Below are 19,261 nucleotides of genomic sequence, written 5' to 3' on the forward strand. Positions count from 1 at the left end.
TATGATATGTTACCTACGGTCAATAATAATATAGTTATTGCACTTGACGCTATGGGGGGCGATTTTGCGCCTCTTTCCGTAATTCAGGGTGCTGGTTTTTTTTTAGACAACCTTGTTGACCCAGGCATTAAAGTTTTTTTTCATATTTATGGAGATAAGGAAGAAGTATCTCCTTTGCTTTTGAAATATAAAAAAGTAAGTAACAATTCTGAATTTACTCATTGTTCTGACAATGTCCTTGCAAATGATAAGCCATCTTTTGCGCTGAGACATCGTAAAGACTCAAGTATGAAAGCTGCAATTGTTGCAGTGAAAGAAGGTAAAGCTTTCGGAGTGGTGTCTTCAGGCAACACCGGAGCATTGATGGCAATTTCCAGATTTATTTTAGGAACATTACCAAACATTTATCGTCCTGCTATTGTCTCTATCTGTCCAACTAAAACAAAAAGCTTTGCTTTGCTTGACCTTGGTGCAAATGTCGATTGTAATGCCGACTCATTATTTCAATTTGCATTAATGGGAAATATATTTGCAAAAGTAGCGCTAAAAATTGATAATCCTGAAGTTGCTTTGCTAAATATCGGCACAGAAGAAGTTAAAGGTAATGACTCAGTGCGCGGCGCTTTTGAGTTGCTTAAAAACGCTCCAGGCATTAATTTCAAAGGGTATATAGAGGCAAGTGAATTTTTAGAGGGCAATATAGATGTGATTGTTGCTGATGGTTTTGTTGGCAATGTAATGCTCAAAACGGCTGAGGCAACCGCTAATACTTTTATCAATCTAATAAAGCAGGAAGTACTGAGCTCATGGGCAACAAAGATGCTTGTTGGTATGTTGTTAAAATCCAAACTAAATAGAGCTTTAACACGTTTTAATCCCAAAATTAGAAGTGGAGCTATGTTTTTAGGGCTGAATGGTATCATCATTAAAAGTCATGGAAATTCTGATGCTATTTCTTTTGCCCATGCCATAAAATTTACAGTGAATGCAATTAGTGAAAATTTAAATCAAAAGATAATTAACGGGGTAAGTCATATTGAATAAAAGTTTCATATTAAGCACTGGATCTTACCTACCAAGAAAAATGTTGAGTAACAACGAAATTGCATCGATAGTTGAGACGAGCGATGAATGGATAAGGCAGAGAACAGGAATAGTTCAAAGGCATATAGCAGATGAAGGAGAACTAACGTCAGATCTAGCTGTAAATGCAGCAAAAAGTGCTATAGAAAAAGCTAAAATTTCAGTAGATGAAATTGATTTAATCATAGTTGCCACAACAACGCCTGATAAAACTTTTCCTAGCTGTGCAACGATTGTACAAAGTAAGTTAAAATGTAAAAACGCATTTGCTTTTGATGTACAAGCAGCATGCTCTGGTTTTATATATGCAGTTACAATCGCAGACTCGCTTATCAAATCTAACAATAGCATTAAATATGCACTAGTTATAGGTGCTGAAATAATGTCTAGGATTGTTGATTGGGAAGATAGATCAACTTGTATACTCTTTGGTGATGGTGCTGGTGCAGTGGTGATGAAATCAGAAATGGGTAGAAGCGGCATCATATCAACAAACTTACACTCTGATGGCAATTTGGACATACTATGTACGAACGGAGGGGTATCCTCTACTGGTGATTCTGGAAAAATATACATGAATGGAAGAGAAGTGTTTAAACATGCAGTGGATAAGTTAACAGCCTTAATAGAGGAAACTCTGAAATGCAATAATTTGAAAATTACTGATATTGACTGGCTCATTCCCCATCAAGCAAATATTCGTATTATTGAAGCAGTAGTAAAGAAGTTAGATTTCCCTATAGAGAAAGTGATTAATACCGTTGATCAACATGCAAATACCTCAGCAGCATCAATCCCACTAGCACTTGATTATGCAATACAAAAATCAAAAATAAAATTAGGAAACCTGGCACTGCTGATTTCAATAGGTGCAGGCCTGACCTGGGGTTCCGTGTTGCTGCACTATTAGACTTCCTGCATTACCTCCTGTCATCCAAGTACCCTCTTTGTCATTCCAGTGCCTCTTTCTCCTGTCATCCCAGTAGCCCCTTCGGTGTCATTCCAGTCTGGAATCCAGTTCTTATTGTACATTCACCTGGTGTAAAGTTAAGTTTCCTGGATCCCAGTGTCAGCTACTCGGATGACAAAAAAAGGAGCACTGGAATGACAGCAGTCCTACGTCATACCGCGATTCATTCGCGGTATCTCTAGATCCCGCTAACAAGCAGCGGGATGACGGTTGTCGTTTAGCCACAAATATTTAAGAAATTTACCAAATGAAAAAAAAGGCAAAAGAAGCCCTGGGGTTATTATCCGCTTTAAAATATTGGCGTTTTTTATGTTTTAAACGCTTGACAAGCAAGATTAAGCTGCTTTTAATTGCAACTAACTTACGCTGCAAATGTTTAAGAAGTTTACTAAGCAGAAAAAAAGACAAAGAATCCCCGAGTTAGCTAGTCTTTTACTATCTCTGTCGAGTATTGGCATTTTTTGATGTCTTGTAACGCTTTATAAGCGCGTTCAGCTTATTTAGATAAAAATCTAGATGTAGATGAAGTTTTGTAAAGACATACAGTATCTATATACTGCAAAAAATTGAACATAAGACGCCGATACATTAAGTAATCCTTACCTTTTAATCTGCAGATTGGCGAAAGCAAATACAATAGCTTCAGTTTCATGATAAGGGAGCTGGCGAGGTTTGTCAAGGAAGTTTTTCTTTCCCGTGAATTCCCTTTGAAGTTGAATATTGAAAATTGACTGGAGAATTGTGGATTACTTTGTATATGTTATGACAAGCCATTGCGCTCTCAGCAAAACCATTTAGTATTAATTTTAGTTTGCCTGAATAAATAGCTATATCTCCGATTGCATATATCCTATCTCTACTGGTTTTAAGTGTAGCTGGGTCGACAGTTATGCGGCCATGTTCTAACTGTATACCCCAATTGTTTATTGGACCAAGATTCATTGACAGTCCAAAAAATGGCAGCAAAAAATCAGCGGATATTTCTTTTTCTTCCTTAGAGGCAATGTTTTTTACTATCACTGCGCTCAACTGCCCATTACTTCCTGCTAGTTCGTGTAATTGATATGGCACTACCAGTTCTATTTTTCCATCAATTTCAAGTGATTCTAATTTATTTCTAGTTTCAGGAGTGCAGCGAAATTCCTTTCTCCTATGTATCACATAAATTTTCTTTGCAACTTTAGAAAGTTCTACAGTCCAATCAGCCGCAGAATCACCCCCCCCTGCAATGACTATAGTTTTATCCTGAAAATCAGAAATTTTATTTACACTGTAAAATACAGATTTATTTTCATATTCTAATATACCACTTAAGGGTGGACGGTTAGGTTCAAACATTCCATTACCTGCAGCAACAATAACAGCCTTACATTTTACCTCTGTACCTATGCTCGTTATGATAGTAAAGTTTTCACCTTCGTTATTTGAAATCTTTTCTACTTTTTGACTTAAATGGTAAATAGGCTTAAATGGCGAAGCTTGCTCCATTAGCTGCTCAATTAATTTTTGGGCAGTAATTACAGGATAACCAGGTATATCGTATATTGGCTTTTCTGGGTAAAGAGCTGTGCATTGTCCTCCTGCTTGATCCAAAACATCTATTATATGACATTTCATATCAAGCATTCCCGCTTGAAAAGCAGTGAATATTCCAACAGGTCCTGCACCTATTATTACTATATCGGGTTCCATATTCAGATGGTGATCTATTTATAGATATTAGCTTTCTTCGCTAACAAGGTCAATTTACAAAGGGATGTATTTTTAAAAGATGTGGCTAGATTAGATAAGATTTCCAGCGTTATGAACCACATAGTCCAAATAAGCTCTAAAAATCAGCTAGCATAGCGAGATGCTGTGCGGACGGAATGGGATTCGAACCCATGGTACGCTCATCACGTACGTCAGTTTTCAAGACTGGTGCCTTAAACCGCTCGGCCATCCGTCCATTTCTTTTCTATCACAACATTTGATTTTAAGCAATCTATAAAAGCTTTACTTGCCCACGCAAAAGTTGCTAAACACACTACTCAATATTTCCTCAACATTAATAATCCCAATCACTGCACCAAGTTCAAATGCAGCAAGCCTCAAATCTTCAGATATCAACTCAATTGGATTATCGATATTAAAACGTTGTAAATGTTCCAGTGCTTTCTTCATGTGATTCCTATGTCTTTGCCGAGTGATTACAGGAGTGTCTCTATCATGCCCAAATTTTTCCTCTGCCTTCTCTTTTATGAGAGAGATCAATTTGTTTGTACCTATTTCCTTTAGAATAGAAATGGGTAAAAGATCTATGCCATTAATTTTTATATTGTGATTATTGATAACATCGTCAGCTTTGCTCAATACATAAATGGTGTCATTTTGGTCTGATGTCATGCAAGTAGCTGACACTGGTTTCCAGCTTATCTCATCATGAACATTGTTTTCAGCACATGTTTCTAGAATCCATTGTCTATTGCATAATTTGCAAGTATTTTTATATCTGGATCCCAGTGTCAAGCACTGGGATGACACCGTTTGTTGATTACAATATTTGCATAGTTGTGTGTCAACGACAGATGGTATATTGCCTGTGGCTTGATAATTGACATCGTGTCGTTGTTCAAAAGGAAATAGCTCTATTCTTAAATCAGCTTCAAAAGACCTCTTTTTCGCTCGACTTATACCTTCTAATTCTATTGGATCTGAACTTTCACGAATTCCAGCAGTATCAGAGAGAATGATTGGGTATCCGCCAATGTCAATATGAGCTTCAAGTATATCTCTTGTTGTGCCTGCATATTCAGAAACAATAGCAATATCACGCTTGGCTAAGAAATTAAACAGAGTTGATTTACCGACATTTGGTTCACCAGTTATTACAATATGTAAACCCTCACGCAACCTTTCGCCCCGTCTATTATCATTTAAATGCTCTTGTATCAACTGCACGAGAGATTGCACTTCATTATTAATTTTTTCCAATTCACTTTTTTCTGCCCAAATGTCCTCTGGAAAGTCTATATATGCTTCGATTTTGGATTGTATCGTTATTAATCTTTGCCTCCAATTGCTGTATAGTCTCTCCAATTCTCCTGATATCTGCTTAATCGCTTGTTTAGCTTGCATTTTCGTCTCAGCATCAATTAAGTCTGCAATCCCTTCTATTTGCGTTAAGTCAAATTTACCATTTAGAAAAGCCCTAAGTGAGAATTCTCCAGGCTTGGCCATAACGAAAACTTTTGATAATTCCTCCAAGATGATTTTTATAACTGCCTTGCTTCCATGCACTTGTAACTCTATAACGTCCTCGCCAGTGAAACTGTTTGGAGCAGGGAAATAGATGATTATTCCATTATCTATCAATTGACTGGAATCATCATATAGATCAACTAAAGTAGCAAATCTTGGTTTAATTTCTTTCTTAATATGAAAATGATTTAAAGCTTTAAGCGCGTAGTTGCCTGAAATTCTGATTACTGCAACTCCTGACTTACCAAATACGGTCGATAAAGCGAAAATAGTTTCATTTGTGTTTGTCATTATTTATATAAACTACTTAGCAATATTACACTTAAGAAACCAAAATACCTAAAAAGTCACCCAGGTGAAAATATTTATTTTGAAAACTGATAATATGATTTATAATGACTGACACAAGTTTTAAATATTTTATGCTCAAGAAATTAGCTTGGTACTGGTCTTTTGTAGAGTTAATTAAAGGGTTTGTTATTACATTAAAATATATGTTTAAGCCAAAGGTTACTTTGAGGTATCCTATGGAGAAGGGCCCTTTAAGTCCAAGGTTTCGTGGTGAGCATGCGTTGCGTAGGTATCCAAACGGTGAAGAACGATGCATAGCTTGTAAATTATGTGAAGTTATCTGCCCTGCTCAAGCAATAGTTATTGAAGCAGAGGAAAGAGAAGACGGTAGTCGCCGCACCACGCGCTATGATATTGATATGACAAAATGCATATACTGCGGACTTTGCCAAGAGGCATGTCCAGTTGATGCAATTGTTGAAGGTCCTAACTTTGAATTTGCTACTGAAACAAGAGAGGAGCTAATGTACAATAAAGAAAAGTTATTGCGTAATGGTGAAGTTTGGGAAGACGCAATTGCACTCAGGTTAAAAAAGAATAGGCCTTATTATTAATGTTCAGAGCTTATAACCCTGTTATCCATTATGATTTAGGGGCAGTGCCCACTAGGGGTGGTGTCATCCCAGTAGCTGATACACAACTGTACGAACATTTGTTTGCGAGGGCAGTATGTTAAATGTTATAGCCTGTTTTGCCTCAAACACAAAGGTGTCATCCCAGTGCTTGACACTGGGATCCAGTAAAATTGATTGTGAACAAGCACACTATACAACATTTTCAATGAAATTACAAAAAAGCTGGATTCCAGTGTCAAGCACTGGAATGACACCATTTGCTGTGCAATTTACCTTCGAAAATGAATGTTCGTATGGCTATGTGCGTGACACTGGGATGACACCGTTGGAAGAAGCAAACCGCCTTCAAGCTACATGTCCGTATAGGTTTATTTATGGTTAGGATTACTTTTTCAACCGAACAAAAAGTAAAAGAATACAGTGGTAAAGTCATTGGCTTTGATATATTACAACCAGATGCTTTGAAAGAAGCAATTGCCTTTAAGGTAAATGGTGAGTTGCATGATCTCTCACGTGAAATTGAAGCTGATGCAGAGATAGAGGTGATACAACTGAGTGACGAAGCGGGTTTAGATATAATAAGGCATGATGCTGCTCACATAATGGCACAGGCAGTGAAAGAGCTATTTCCTAATACTCAGATTACTATCGGCCCAACAATTCAGGACGGTTTTTACTATGATTTTGCTACAGGTCGTACCTTCACTACGGACGATCTTACCGCAATAGAAAAGAAAATGAAAGAGATTGTAAAAAGTAACCACAGATTTGTTCGAGAAGTTTGGACTCGCAAGCAGGCAATTGATTTCTTTAGTGGTATAGGCGAAAAATATAAGGTTGATATTATCTCATCCATACCAGAGGGTGAAAACCTAACTGTTTATAGGCAAGGTGATTTTATTGACCTATGTCGTGGTCCGCACTCACCATCAACCGGCAGAGTTAAAGCGTTTAAACTTATGAAAGTAGCGGGTGCATACTGGCGAGGTGATGCAAAGGGCCCAATGTTGCAGCGAATATATGGTACAGCATGGAGAAATAAGGATGAATTAAACGCTTACCTTGAGTGCCTCAAAGAAGCAGAAAAACGTGATCACCGCAAAATTGCTAAGGATATGGATTTATTTCACATTCAAGAGGAAGCTGTTGGGCAGGTTTTTTGGCATGAACAAGGATATATTCTATATAATGTTCTTGAGTCTTACATCAGAAAGAAGCTAATAAATAATGGCTATTTTGAGGTAAAAACTCCTATTTTAGTAAGTAAAGAGCTGTGGGAAAGATCTGGACATTGGGATAAGTTTCGTGAAAATATGTTCGTTGTTGACGAGTCTGAAAATAAAAAGTTAGCAATAAAGCCTATGAATTGCCCTTGTCATGTGCAGATTTTTAATTCTCACACCAGAAGCTATCGTGATTTACCGATACGTATGGCAGAGTTTGGCATATGCCATAGAAATGAAAGCTCAGGCTCATTGCACGGACTGATGCGAGTGCGTGGTTTTACGCAAGACGATGCACACATTTTTTGTATGGAAGAACAAGTGAATTCTGAGACTATAAAGTTTTGTGACCTTTTAAAAGAAGTATATTCAGAGCTTGGATTTAATGAAATTTCTGTGAAATTTTCAGACCGTCCAGATATTAGAGCAGGTAATGATGAAGTATGGGATAGAGCTGAAAAAGCGCTGCTTGAAGCCGTTAAAGAAGCGGGCTTAAGTTATGAACTGAGCCCTGGTGAAGGTGCATTTTATGGTCCAAAGCTAGAGTTTGTTTTAAAAGATGCAATAGGCAGAAGCTGGCAATGTGGAACATTACAAGTTGATTTCATTTTACCAGAACGTCTGGGAGCTTTTTATATAGGGGCAGATGGACACAAGCATCACCCTGTCATGTTACATAGGGCAATTCTTGGAACTTTTGAACGTTTTATTGGAATTTTGATAGAAAATTATGCAGGAAAATTTCCAGTTTGGCTTGCTCCAACGCAACTTGCTATTCTGACCATTACAAATGAAGCTGACGGTTACGCCACAGAAATTAGCAATATTTTAAAAGAACAAGGTGTGAGAGTCAAGACTGATTTGACCAATGAAAAAATTAGTTATAAGATACGTTTGCATAGTCTAAACAAGGTTCCTATATTGTGGATTGTAGGCAAAAATGAAGTTACAAGTAAAACTGTGTCAGTAAGAAATTTAGGATCGGAAAGACAGGAGTCTTTTTCTTTGGAAAAGGCTAATGAATCGCTGTTAAAAAGTATTAATTTGAATTAAGGGAGTTAAAGTTTGCAAGTTAAAAAGAACAATAAAAACAGAATTAATGGATTTATCACAGCTAAGGAGGTACGCTTAGTTGATCATAGTGGTGAAATGGTCGGAATCGTGCCAATAGAACGAGCTTTGGAATTTGCACAGGGTGTTGGTTTAGACTTGGTGGAAATTGCACCTGATTCAACCCCTCCAGTATGTAAAATTCTGGATTATAGCAAGCAAAAGTATGATATAAAAAAGAAAGCAAGTGAAGCAAAAAAGAAACAAAAAACATTAACTATAAAAGAAATTAAACTGGGTCCCAATATTGGTGATCACGATTACGGAACAAAATTGCGTCAAGCAAGAGACTTACTTGCCCACGGACATAAAATTAAAGTCACAATGAGATTTAGAGGGAGAGAGCTTATAAACACTGAAGTTGGACTGGAAAAATTAGAACGGCTAATTCGAGACACTGAAGATATCGCAAAGGTAGAATTGGCACCTAAAAGAGAAGGGAATCAATATTTTTTAGCTCTGGTTGCTAAGTAGCAAAACGGCTTAAGAAGTATAAGTAAAGTTAAATTATCGCTCTCTCTTTGATAACATGGCGAAAATGTCTTATTAATCCTTGAATCGGCCAAGCTGCAGCATCGCCAAGCGCGCAAATTGTATGTCCTTCTATTTGAGTTGTAAGGTCAAGCAGCTTATCTATTTCATCAGGCTTAATATCTCCTGCCACCATCCTCTTCATAATCTTCCACATCCATCCAGTACCTTCACGGCATGGTGTGCATTGTCCACAGGACTCATGCATATAAAAGTGTGATAACCTCTCTATTGCAGCTATTATATCAGTTGATTTATCCATCACTATTACAGCAGCAGTACCAAGCCCTGATTGTGCAGTTCTTAATGAATCAAAATCCATTTCAATAGTATCGCATATAGATTTTGGAATTAATGGCACTGAAGACCCACCAGGTATTACAGCAAGTAAATTATCCCAACCCCCTCGCACTCCACCTGCGTATTTTTCAATCAATTCACGTAGTGGAATTCCGAGCTCTTCTTCAACATTACACGGGTTGTTTACATGTCCTGAAATACAAAAAATCTTAGTACCAGTATTATTTGGTTTACCAAGAGATGCAAACCATTCTCCTCCGCGATTTAGAATATCTGGAACCATGGCTATAGTTTCAACGTTGTTTATTGTGGTTGGACAGCCAAAAAGTCCAACACCTGCGGGAAATGGAGGTTTCATGCGAGGAAAGCCCTTTTTTCCTTCAATTGATTCAAGTTGAGCTGTTTCTTCTCCACATATGTAAGCTCCTGCACCCCTATGGATAAATACATCAAGATCATAACCTGATTTGCAGGCATTTTTTCCAATTAAGTTTTCTTTATAGGCTTCCTCAAGTGCTTTTTTCAGAACTAAATATTCATTATAAAATTCACCCCTGATGTAAATATACGCAACTGATGCGCTGATCGCTTTGCCGGCTAGGAGAATTCCCTCAAGTAACTTATGTGGCTCATATCGCAATATATCTCTATCTTTACATGTACCAGGTTCTGACTCATCTGCATTGACTACTAAATATGCTTTTGGAAGATTCTTGGGCATAAAGCTCCACTTAAGGCCGGTGGAAAATCCTGCACCCCCTCGACCTCTCAAACCAGATTTCTTTACTTCATCAATGATCTCTTCTGATCCTAAATCCAGTAATTCCTTTGTTTTTTGCCAGCTACCACGTTTTTTTGCACCCTCAAGTAGTGGAGTTCCTTTACCATTTAGGTTGGTGAATATTTTGTCTTGTTCTTTTAGCATGTTTTTCAAAATTTGTGAGTGATCCCGACGCGATTCGAACGCGTGACCCACTGATTAAAAGTCAGTTGCTCTACCGGCTGAGCTACGGGATCATTTCATTTTTCAGCTATACTAAACATCAATACAGTTTTTATCCGTTTTAATCAAACTAAAATTTTCATGTGTGGTTAAATAAATTATATAATATACTGCGTTAGTGATAATTTAGTTAAAAAATCTATGAATAATTTAAAAAAATTTCCAAAGGAAAACTTCTTGTTAATTTTCAGTTCACAGATTTATTTGGATGGTGTGACGTATAACGCTAAGGAGACAAAAAAATAGAGAAGTGTGTACACCCTGCAGAATTTGTACGCTATTTAGCAATAGCCTAATAGATAAATATTTCTTGCATTTCAGCCTGAGTGATTTATGCTTTAAGCAAGAATTACCTGGGGGTATAGCTCAGCTGGTAGAGCATCTGTTTTGCACGCAGAAGGTCAGCGGTTCGATCCCGCTTGCCTCCACCAGTCTATATTAGCTCTAGCCGCCACAAAACCTGTCAAAGCAGCTTATTTTAATCTATGAGGATTTTATACTACTTCCCTGAAAATCCCTATTTCTTTTCGTAACTTTTCTCTACACAAGTAATGTTGGTTATTACAATTGTAATATATACCAACTTAACAATAAATTAATCAATAAATGTTAGAATACTAACAATTAATTTATTGGTAACGCCTATGAGTGGAAAAAAGCATGTTTTTAAGATGGTACCTGGAAAAGAGGTGTTTAGAAAAACCCCGACTAAATTGATAAAGTGGCCTGAAGGTTATGATCCTACAATGTCTATTAAAAAAGTTGAGCTTGTATCGCTGGATGATAAAAACGATGTAGCACTAGGCTTATTACCTATAAAACTTTGCGGCAGTTCTTGCCTAGACAGTTACATATGTCTGGAGGAAGAAAATGAAGGAAATCTGGTAGCCAAAGATTATAAAAGTGATTCTAACTTAGATTATGTAAAAAGTAACCATACATTTGTATATTACGGTAATGAGTTGGCTAAGTTATCATATACAAGAGAACTTGTGCAGCCTTTCAAAACTATGTGTAGCAGTTCTATTAAATCAAAAAAATTGGAATACAAATATGTAACATGGGAAGATTCAGATACTGGCAACAATAAATATTATTTTTCAGACGAAGCAGGAAATATAATCGATTCACCTGACAATGAGGTATTACAAGACATTATGTTATACTACGGTGAGAGACATATAAGAGATGTGCTACTGTTGCTATCAAGCACGTTTACCAAAGTTTTTATTCAGGGCCTAACAGACGACCAACTAAAAACTCTTACCAATACTTTTAGTAACGAGCAACTGCAAAAAATCATTCCTGAACTGAGTTCAAACCAGTTGCAAGCTTTAGTAGATCATCTAACCAATCACCAGCTAAAAACCCTCGCTCAGGAACTAAATCCAGAAAAGTTACAAATAATTGTTCCTATTTTAAATGATACTCAGCTTGAAGCTCTAGTGAGAAAATTAAATTCAGAGCAAGTAAAAGAAATTTTACCTCACTTAAAAGTGGATCAGTTCAAAGCACTTATTAAAACTTTAAATGACGAGCAATTTACAGTGCTTGCAAAAGACTTAGCTGAGCACCACTTGACAATACTCTCCAAAGAATTAGAAGGTGATCAGTTGAAAGCTTTAGTAAATAGTCTGCAAGAAGACCAACTGAAAGACTTAGTTAATAAGCTTGATCATGATAAACTTGGCATAATTGCTCAGGATTTAACTGATTCTAATAGGATTCAGATTATCATTAAGTCTTTAGCTGACAACCCAGAAAAACTTCAAGCTTTTGCTCGCAATATGTCTAATGAGCAGTTTAAAGAACTTTTGGATAACGTAGGTGCAGAAGAGCTTAAAGACATCATTCACAAACTGCCTTATGAGAAAGTAACAGCTGTGATTGGTGATCTTGGCAATCAAGATCAGTCTAAAGCTATTATTGATGCATTAAAAGGGAAACTTGACGAGCAGAGTAAACAGAACAAGGAAATGATTGAGATGCTCAAGCAAATCAAGGACGATATGCCAGGCATTGCAGAAGCTCCAGATTTTACAATAGTAGATATTAATAATGACTCACTGTTATTTGTATAGTAATGATTTATAAAGATAAGTAGTTTTTTTATAGGAGGTAACTATTATGAATAAAAATATAAAATTATATTCTAGTGAAGAAGTTGAATCAAATAATGCATTGCAACTTCAGAAACCGGCGTTTGATAAACCAAGCTTCGAAAAGCCAGTAATAAAGAAGATTGTCAGTGGTAAAACAAAGGAAGAATTTGATATAACTAAAGATATGACACAAGAAGAGATTGATAAGATGCCACAAATTACATTGACCATAAAGCACCTTAAAAATTTTTATGATGGCTTGATAAACAGCATTAATAAGTATGACGAAAATATGGATAGTGCAATTCAAAGTGGTATAATAACACAATTATCATCAACCATAGATAGTATAGACAGCAAGACAAGTAGTATAGATAGTGAACTTGCAGATCTTAGGAATTCGATTCCAGATATTGGAGAAGCTCCTCCATTACTCCATATTACTGGTGAAGAGAACGGATTGCTTTAATAAAAAAGGTAATAGCCTGATATCAGGCTGTTACCTTCTCCATATGCTATTTTAATATAGCTGAGTTAGGAAATCTATTTTAAAACTTTCGGCATATAGTTCTCATCATGTTTTGCAAACACTGTATCTGCAAGAAAAGTACTATTATCAAACATTTTACCTTGCACAACAACACCACTTTTTTCTGAAAACATTGGTGGAAGTATCCCTTGATATTTTACCACAACGCTTTTGTTAAAATCTGTCATTTGAAAAATTACTTCACTTTCGCTCCGTATCACGCTATTTTCAACAACCATTCCACCAACACGGATTAGTTTTTGACTATTTTGTAAAACTATTGCCTCACTTACTGTATAGAAAAATGAGATGTTTTCTTTGAGCGTTGTTAAAATAAAAAAGACTATGCAGCTTAAAAAGCAGAAAATTCCTGAAGTTATAAGTAATCGCTTATGTTTCTTCTTCATGATTATCTTTCAGGCTTTCTAGAATTTTTCTACTTTTAGTATAGCAAGAAATGGTAAAAATTAGCTCTCCAGCAATCAGCGTAAAACTAATAAGGTAAGCAAAAATTACATATGTATTCATAATGCATTATCAATAAATAACTCACCTGCATCAAAATAAATTAAGCTTCCATCCTTTTGCTGCAACACCAATTTACCACTTTCATCTATATCAGCAAAAATTCCTTCATACAATTTGTCAGCTAACTTTACACTGATTTGCTCATTCATTTTGAATGCTTTTTTTAACCACATTTCTCTTATAGCATAAAACCCGTCAAATAGCCATTGCTTTCTTAGCTTATTAAAATTTATTATTAATTCCTTTAACAGATCCATGTTAGACACAGATTCACCGTAATTGCTAATGCACGTTGTTCCTGGAAGTGGTGCATGATTGACATTAATTCCAATTCCTATAATGATCCAATTCGAATTGGATCTTTTTTCAAGTAATATTCCACTTATTTTCTTGCCATCAATAAGGACATCATTTGGCCACTTATACTGGAGATTTAGACCATTTATAAATGACAGTATAGCATTTCCAACAGCAAGAGCAGTAACAAAAGTCAATTCTGTTAATTTGCTAACTTGATTCATTAAACCTCTTTCTATCATCCCAGTACTTTCCCCAGTGCTTGACACATAACTATGCGAACATTGCAATTTGCAGGTGGTATGTGGTGTCATTCCAGTGCGTGACACTGGGATCCAGTTCTTATTACACAGTTGCCTGATGTGCCCATTTGTAATTAAGTTTTCTGGATCCCAGTGTCTGGGCACTGGGATGACATCATCCTTGGTGGGAATACCACAACGTTTGTACAGTTGTGTGCTTGACCATTCTTCTTGATTTCTAGATTCCAGCGTCACGCGCTGGAATGACACCGAAAGCTGGCTTTCATTCAGATAATCGTTAAAGAGGTTTATTACCAAACTCGCATAAAAATTACCCTCTGGAGAAATCCAACTTTTTCCGGTACGCCCTCTACCCTCTGTTTGTTTATCAGCAACAATAATAGTTTCATTTGATATTCCTTTATCAATTAAATCCAACGCTTCTTTATTAGTGCTTGAAACTTCTTTGTAATGATGAATATGAAAGCCCTCAGGGATCACCTTGTCAGTCCTTTAGTTCAATGAGTGAGTAAAACGTACAAGAAAAGAACGAGGTTGATCAGTGAAGCCACTGAAGTGATAATGAATAGACCCTTAGAATAAGCAACCTTATTACCACTAGCTTTATCAAAATACATAGCTTTTATGATATTTAGATAATAGTAACACGATACAACACTTGCTATTACAAGGATCAAGGACAGGCTGATAAAGCCAGAATTTATTAAACTTTTGAATATAAAAAATTTAGCGATAAAACCTGCAAGTGGAGGTATTCCCGACATTGAGAGTAACAGCACAGAAAGATGAAATGCTACAATTGGGCGTTTCTTCCCTATACCAGATAAATTTGCAATATCACAATCGTCATCGTCAATTTGTACGAGATATGAGAATAGCCCTATGCTTGTGATGATATATATCACCAGATACATTAAGGCACTATCTGTTCCTGCTTGTGTAAAAATAGAAAGTGAAGCAAATATAAAACCAATGTGACCAATTGAACTGTAAGCAAGCAGCCTTTTTAAGTTTTGCTGACGTAAGGCCCCAAAAGCTGAGATAAGCACAGACAATGCTGAAACGTATAAGAAAATAGGCTGAACATAACTTTTTACATTTACTAACTCTTCATTCATCAATCGAATTAAAAATGTTACAAGTGCAGCTTTTGGGGCCGTAGAAAAAAACGCAGTTACTATGGTAGGTGCACCTTGATAGACATCTGGAGCCCACATATGAAAAGGAGCAATAGCAAGCTTGAAACACAAACCAATTAGGACAAAGACTAACCCAAAAACTATTCCATAAGTTATCTGATGGTTTTGCAAGAATGAACCGAGCTCAGAGAAATTGACTTGTCCTGTATATCCATAAAGCAGCGACATTCCATATAGCATAATGCAGGAAGATAATGCACTGAGTGTAAAATATTTCACTCCTGCTTCACATGAATAAATCGAATCTTTATTAAAGCTCGCAAGAACATACAAAGATATACTCATCAACTCAAAAGCTAAATAAAAAGAAATCAGACTATTTGCTGAAACCAAAGTTATCATGCCAAATAGCGCAAAAAGAATCAGCATTGAAAATTCATACTTATAGTCATATTTTGATAAATTCAGCATCAAAAGTATTAAAATTCCTGTGCTGAGAATTAACCCTTGGGCTGACCTGATGTATAAATTGAGTTTTAACAACGAATTAAAGAGAAAAATTTCATTGTTTTCTGCCGAAAGAATTAAAATAATCAAAGTTACCACTGTGCAGCCAAGTGCTAATAAGTTGATAGTTCGGCGGTTAAATATAATCCCAAGCAGCAGCAACACGAACGAGGAGATAATAGAGAACGTTTCCGGCAATATCTGTATATAATTCATAGCGCATCATATTTGACTAACAAATTTGCCATACATGGCTTCAAATAATTCAGTGCAAGGGTTGGGTAAAATCCAAGCAAAATAACAAACACTGCAAGCAGAATTAAGACAGAAAATTCTATGCTATCCAAACGGTTATTTAATAATTTAGAATAGCTAACCCCCCATATTATTTGCTTACATAAATTCAGCATATAAACTGCGCTTAAAATAGTGCCAAGTGCGATAAATCCTGTAAAAAACCCTATGCTCTTAAACATTCCAACCATAGCCAAAAACTCACCTATGAATCCAGATGTTCCAGGTAGCCCTATTGAAGCCATTGAAAATAAAATGAACATAAAACCAAATTTTGGCATTGTGTTTACTATGCCAAAATATTTTGCAATCTCCAAAGTTCCAGTTCGAGTATATAGCATTCCAACACACAAAAATAAAGCAGCAGAAATAAGGCCATGACTAATCATTTGAAATATGCTACCCAGTACTCCTTCCTCACAAAATGAAAAGAGGCCAGCAGTAACGATCCCCATATGTGCTATTGAAGAATAAGCTATTAACTTCTTTATATCATCTTGAGCAAACGCAACTAGCGAAGCATATATCACCGCAATAATGCTCAGCACAACAACGAAATTTGAAAAATACAAACTTGCCTGAGGAAGCATTGGAATAGAAAACCTTAAAAATCCATATCCTCCCATTTTAATAAGCAAGCCAGCTAAAATCACAGATCCAGAAGTTGGTGATTGTACATGCGCATCAGGAAGCCAAGTGTGAAATGGAAACATCGGTACTTTTATTGCAAAAGAAATAAAAAATGCAATCCACAGCAATGACTGCACTTCAAGATCAAGGCTTGGCACTAATGTAGCTAATTTTTGTATATTAAACGTCCCAAAAGTGCTATAGATGTACACCAATCCAAGTAGAAATAATAATGAGCCAGTTAATGTATAAAGAAACAACTTAAACGTTGCATATACCCTGTGTTTTCCTCCCCAAATGCCAATAATAAAGAACATTGGTATTAAAACAGCTTCAAAAAACACATAAAAGCTTATAGCATTCAGTGAAACGAAAAAACCGACTACAACACTCTCAAGCAGTAGAAATAATGCCATATAGGCTTTTAGGGTCGTATAACTCATTTTGCAGTTGTAGAGTATACAAATTACAAACAAGAAAGTTGTAAGCAGAAGGAAAAGCAACGATATACCATCTATCCCTATTCCAACATTTCTAATTGGGTAGCTGACAAACTGAAAGTCCGCATCGTTATAATCAAATTCTATACAAGCTACAATGCTAAGCAAAAATGGAAGTACAGCAAAAAATAGGGCAAGGAATCTTAAGTGTATAGATTGATGATTAATCCTGATTAAGGATAAAATCAATGCTCCTATCAGTGGAAGCAAAAATATACTAAGTAACAACACCTTCTATTTAATTCCAATAATATATAAAGCACCGATTATTAAAGTAACAAACATAATAAATGCATAATCAAATATATAACCAGTTTGTAACTTTATAGAACTTTTTGAACATTCATTAACCAACCTTACAACACCATTTGGTCCAAATGAATCAATAGCCTTAACATCAAACTTCCATAGAAGCCTAGATATAAACCTTATCGGTGCAATTATAACAAACTCATACACCTCATCAAAGTACCATTTATTCTGCAAAAACTTAAGTAAAAATTTACTCTTAATTTGCCTAATTACTTGATATTGGTAAATTAGGTACGCAAGTGCTATTCCACTTAGGCTTGTTAAGGTTGGCAGTAGTTTTATAAAGAAATTATGAACTCCATGCTCATCAATCATCACTAAACTTGATTTCCAAAACGCATTACTAGTTATGTTCAAAATATTTGCTCCCCATATTCCAGAAAATACTGATCCAAAAGCGAGTATCAGTAATGGTATAAGCATAATCTTTGGTGCCTCATGTATATTAATTTTACTTTGTTTTTGGCTGTGGAACACAAGAAGCAATAACCTCCAAGAGTAAAACGCTGTGAAGAATGCAACAACTAAGCTTATTACAAAAGCAAAGCTATCCGTGCTATAAGCATGTTCAATTATCAAATCCTTTGAATAAAAACCTGCAAATGGGAATATCCCAGAAAGCGCAAGAGATCCAATCCACATGAGAGCGTAAGTGCAAGGGATTTTCTTCCAGCAATTTCCCATTTTCTGAATGTTTTGCTCATGATGCATTGCATGAATCACATTGCCAGCACCAAGAAATAGTAGAGCTTTAAAAAAAGCGTGTGTCATTAAATGAAAAATAGCAACATTGTAAGCAGAAAGCCCACATGCCATGAACATATAACCAAGTTGACTGCAGGTTGAATAAGCAATTATTTTCTTTATATCGTTCTGAGTAATTGCAACGGTGGCTGCAAAAAAAGCAGTGAGTGCTCCAACGATAACTATTAATTCTCGTGCCACATTTGATAACTCAAACAATGGAGAACACTTTGCTACTAAAAATATACCTGCTGTTACCATCGTTGCTGCGTGAATAAGTGCAGAAACAGGAGTTGGCCCTTCCATTGCATCTGGCAACCAAACATGTAAACCAAGCTGTGCAGATTTACCCATACAGCCAATAAAAAGTAATATGCATATTATATGAGTTACTTTGAATTCACAGCAGAATGCCCTAATGTTCTGCGTGCCAAGAAGATCAGTTGTGTCAAAAACTTCAGTAAAATTCAAAGAGTGAAATGTATAATAAATAAGAAAGATTCCAATCAATAGTGCAAAGTCTCCTACCCTATTCACAACAAATGCTTTAATTGCTGCATTATTTGCAGAATATTTTTGGAACCAAAATCCTATGAGTAAATAAGAACATAGGCCAACCCCTTCCCAGCCAAAAAAAAGCTGCACGAAATTATCGCTTACAACCAGCACAATCATGCAAAACGTAAATAGCGATAGGTAAGAAAAAAACCTCGACTTCCCCTTATCATGCTCCATATAACCGATAGAGTAGAGATGTACTACCAGTGAAACGGTGGTAATAACAATAAGCATTAAGGATGAGAGAGCATCCACACTAATTGCCCAATTTACTTTTAAGATGCTCAATGAAAACAAAGGAAATAAACTCAAGTGATAATTTTCAGAGAAGGTGAGAAAAACATACCAAGATAAAACTGCAGATATTCCAATCCCTGCCGTTGTAACTAACTGACTTTTTCTAAAAAGTGCTGCAAATAGCGAACCAAAAAGTGGCAAAAATACTATTAATTTCAGTATATCCATCATACTT

17 protein-coding genes and 3 tRNA genes are annotated in these 19,261 nt (G+C 36.1%); 9 read left to right on the forward strand and 11 right to left on the reverse strand.

All coding sequences use genetic code 11. The annotated features are described in order from the left end of the window. Positions 1-6 precede the first annotated feature (6 nt). Together plsX and AAGD51_RS01355 are read left to right on the forward strand one after the other, a co-directional pair. Entirely contained in the window at positions 7-1,044 is a 1,038-nt protein-coding gene (gene plsX, locus AAGD51_RS01350; RefSeq protein WP_236515196.1) for a phosphate acyltransferase PlsX, read from the forward strand. Then, a complete protein-coding gene (locus AAGD51_RS01355) occupies positions 1,037-1,993 on the forward strand; it encodes a beta-ketoacyl-ACP synthase III (protein WP_077188381.1) in 957 nt (318 codons plus the stop codon). Before plsX ends, AAGD51_RS01355 begins: the two co-directional genes overlap by 8 nt. Positions 1,994-2,728: 735 nt before the next feature. On the opposite strand, the gene AAGD51_RS01360 is transcribed toward AAGD51_RS01355, so the two are convergent. From AAGD51_RS01360 to mnmE, 3 genes are all read right to left on the reverse strand, one after another. After that, positions 2,729-3,745 (reverse strand): NAD(P)/FAD-dependent oxidoreductase, encoded by a 1,017-nt coding sequence (locus AAGD51_RS01360; protein ID WP_077188379.1) that lies wholly within the window; start codon positions 3,743-3,745, stop codon positions 2,729-2,731. Between the two features lie 168 nt (positions 3,746-3,913). Next, positions 3,914-4,001 (reverse strand) — tRNA-Ser (locus AAGD51_RS01365). Between the two features lie 47 nt (positions 4,002-4,048). Further along, positions 4,049-5,584 carry a tRNA uridine-5-carboxymethylaminomethyl(34) synthesis GTPase MnmE gene (mnmE, locus tag AAGD51_RS01370; RefSeq protein WP_236514388.1) on the reverse strand — a complete coding sequence of 512 codons (1,536 nt, stop codon included), beginning with the start codon at positions 5,582-5,584 and terminating at the stop codon, positions 4,049-4,051. Positions 5,585-5,715: 131 nt separating this feature from the next. Here mnmE and nuoI point away from each other — a divergent pair, with 131 nt between their 5' ends. The 4 genes from nuoI (at position 5,716) to infC (ending at position 9,026) form a co-directional block, all read left to right on the forward strand. Then, entirely contained in the window at positions 5,716-6,198 is a 483-nt protein-coding gene (gene nuoI, locus AAGD51_RS01375) for an NADH-quinone oxidoreductase subunit NuoI (RefSeq protein ID WP_038199316.1), read from the forward strand. Between the two features lie 115 nt (positions 6,199-6,313). After that, the gene (locus AAGD51_RS01380; RefSeq protein WP_049973587.1) at positions 6,314-6,601 is read left to right on the forward strand and encodes a hypothetical protein; all 288 of its coding nucleotides are present in this window, start codon (positions 6,314-6,316) and stop codon (positions 6,599-6,601) included. Beyond that, positions 6,594-8,495, forward strand: a complete 1,902-nt coding sequence (gene thrS, locus AAGD51_RS01385) for a threonine--tRNA ligase (protein ID WP_236514389.1) — start codon at positions 6,594-6,596, stop codon at positions 8,493-8,495. Before AAGD51_RS01380 ends, thrS begins: the two co-directional genes overlap by 8 nt. A 12-nt stretch (positions 8,496-8,507) precedes the next feature. Beyond that, the gene (infC, locus tag AAGD51_RS01390) at positions 8,508-9,026 is read left to right on the forward strand and encodes a translation initiation factor IF-3 (RefSeq protein WP_006279610.1); all 519 of its coding nucleotides are present in this window, start codon (positions 8,508-8,510) and stop codon (positions 9,024-9,026) included. Between the two features lie 28 nt (positions 9,027-9,054). Here the strand turns inward: infC and nuoF are convergent, their stop codons facing one another. Then, positions 9,055-10,308 (reverse strand): NADH-quinone oxidoreductase subunit NuoF, encoded by a 1,254-nt coding sequence (nuoF, locus tag AAGD51_RS01395; RefSeq protein ID WP_341810475.1) that lies wholly within the window; start codon positions 10,306-10,308, stop codon positions 9,055-9,057. 19 nt (positions 10,309-10,327) lie between these two features. Then, positions 10,328-10,400 (reverse strand) — tRNA-Lys (locus AAGD51_RS01400). 341 nt (positions 10,401-10,741) lie between these two features. On the opposite strand from AAGD51_RS01400, the gene AAGD51_RS01405 reads away from it, so the two are divergent. The 3 genes from AAGD51_RS01405 (at position 10,742) to AAGD51_RS01415 (ending at position 12,957) form a co-directional block, all read left to right on the forward strand. Further along, a tRNA-Ala gene (locus tag AAGD51_RS01405) sits at positions 10,742-10,817 on the forward strand. 213 nt (positions 10,818-11,030) lie between these two features. Then, positions 11,031-12,467: a magnesium transporter MgtE N-terminal domain-containing protein gene (locus AAGD51_RS01410; RefSeq protein WP_236514390.1), complete on the forward strand. Its 1,437-nt coding sequence runs from the start codon at positions 11,031-11,033 to the stop codon at positions 12,465-12,467. 46 nt (positions 12,468-12,513) lie between these two features. Then, positions 12,514-12,957 (forward strand): hypothetical protein, encoded by a 444-nt coding sequence (locus AAGD51_RS01415; protein WP_077188372.1) that lies wholly within the window; start codon positions 12,514-12,516, stop codon positions 12,955-12,957. A gap of 74 nt (positions 12,958-13,031) precedes the next feature. Here AAGD51_RS01415 and ccmE read toward each other — a convergent pair whose 3' ends face one another. The 6 genes from ccmE to nuoL are packed head-to-tail and all read right to left on the reverse strand — an operon-like array spanning position 13,032 to position 19,257. Next, positions 13,032-13,424, reverse strand: coding sequence for a cytochrome c maturation protein CcmE (gene ccmE, locus AAGD51_RS01420; protein WP_006279588.1), 393 nt, complete (start codon positions 13,422-13,424; stop codon positions 13,032-13,034). After that, entirely contained in the window at positions 13,408-13,545 is a 138-nt protein-coding gene (locus AAGD51_RS01425) for a hypothetical protein (protein ID WP_006279587.1), read from the reverse strand. The genes ccmE and AAGD51_RS01425 overlap by 17 nt, the downstream gene beginning before the upstream one ends. Beyond that, positions 13,542-14,585 carry a biotin--[acetyl-CoA-carboxylase] ligase gene (locus AAGD51_RS01430; protein ID WP_006279586.1) on the reverse strand — a complete coding sequence of 348 codons (1,044 nt, stop codon included), beginning with the start codon at positions 14,583-14,585 and terminating at the stop codon, positions 13,542-13,544. Before AAGD51_RS01430 ends, AAGD51_RS01425 begins: the two co-directional genes overlap by 4 nt. 17 nt (positions 14,586-14,602) lie before the next feature. Further along, positions 14,603-15,967 (reverse strand): NADH-quinone oxidoreductase subunit N, encoded by a 1,365-nt coding sequence (locus AAGD51_RS01435; protein ID WP_236514391.1) that lies wholly within the window; start codon positions 15,965-15,967, stop codon positions 14,603-14,605. Further along, a complete protein-coding gene (locus AAGD51_RS01440) occupies positions 15,964-17,406 on the reverse strand; it encodes an NADH-quinone oxidoreductase subunit M (RefSeq protein WP_341810476.1) in 1,443 nt (480 codons plus the stop codon). The genes AAGD51_RS01435 and AAGD51_RS01440 overlap by 4 nt, the downstream gene beginning before the upstream one ends. Before the next feature lie 3 nt (positions 17,407-17,409). After that, entirely contained in the window at positions 17,410-19,257 is a 1,848-nt protein-coding gene (gene nuoL / locus AAGD51_RS01445) for an NADH-quinone oxidoreductase subunit L (protein WP_049973600.1), read from the reverse strand. Between the last annotated feature and the right edge of the window lie 4 nt (positions 19,258-19,261).

The sequence above is a fragment of the Wolbachia endosymbiont (group A) of Volucella bombylans genome, assembly GCF_964026965.1.
GTDB lineage: Bacteria > Pseudomonadota > Alphaproteobacteria > Rickettsiales > Anaplasmataceae > Wolbachia > Wolbachia pipientis.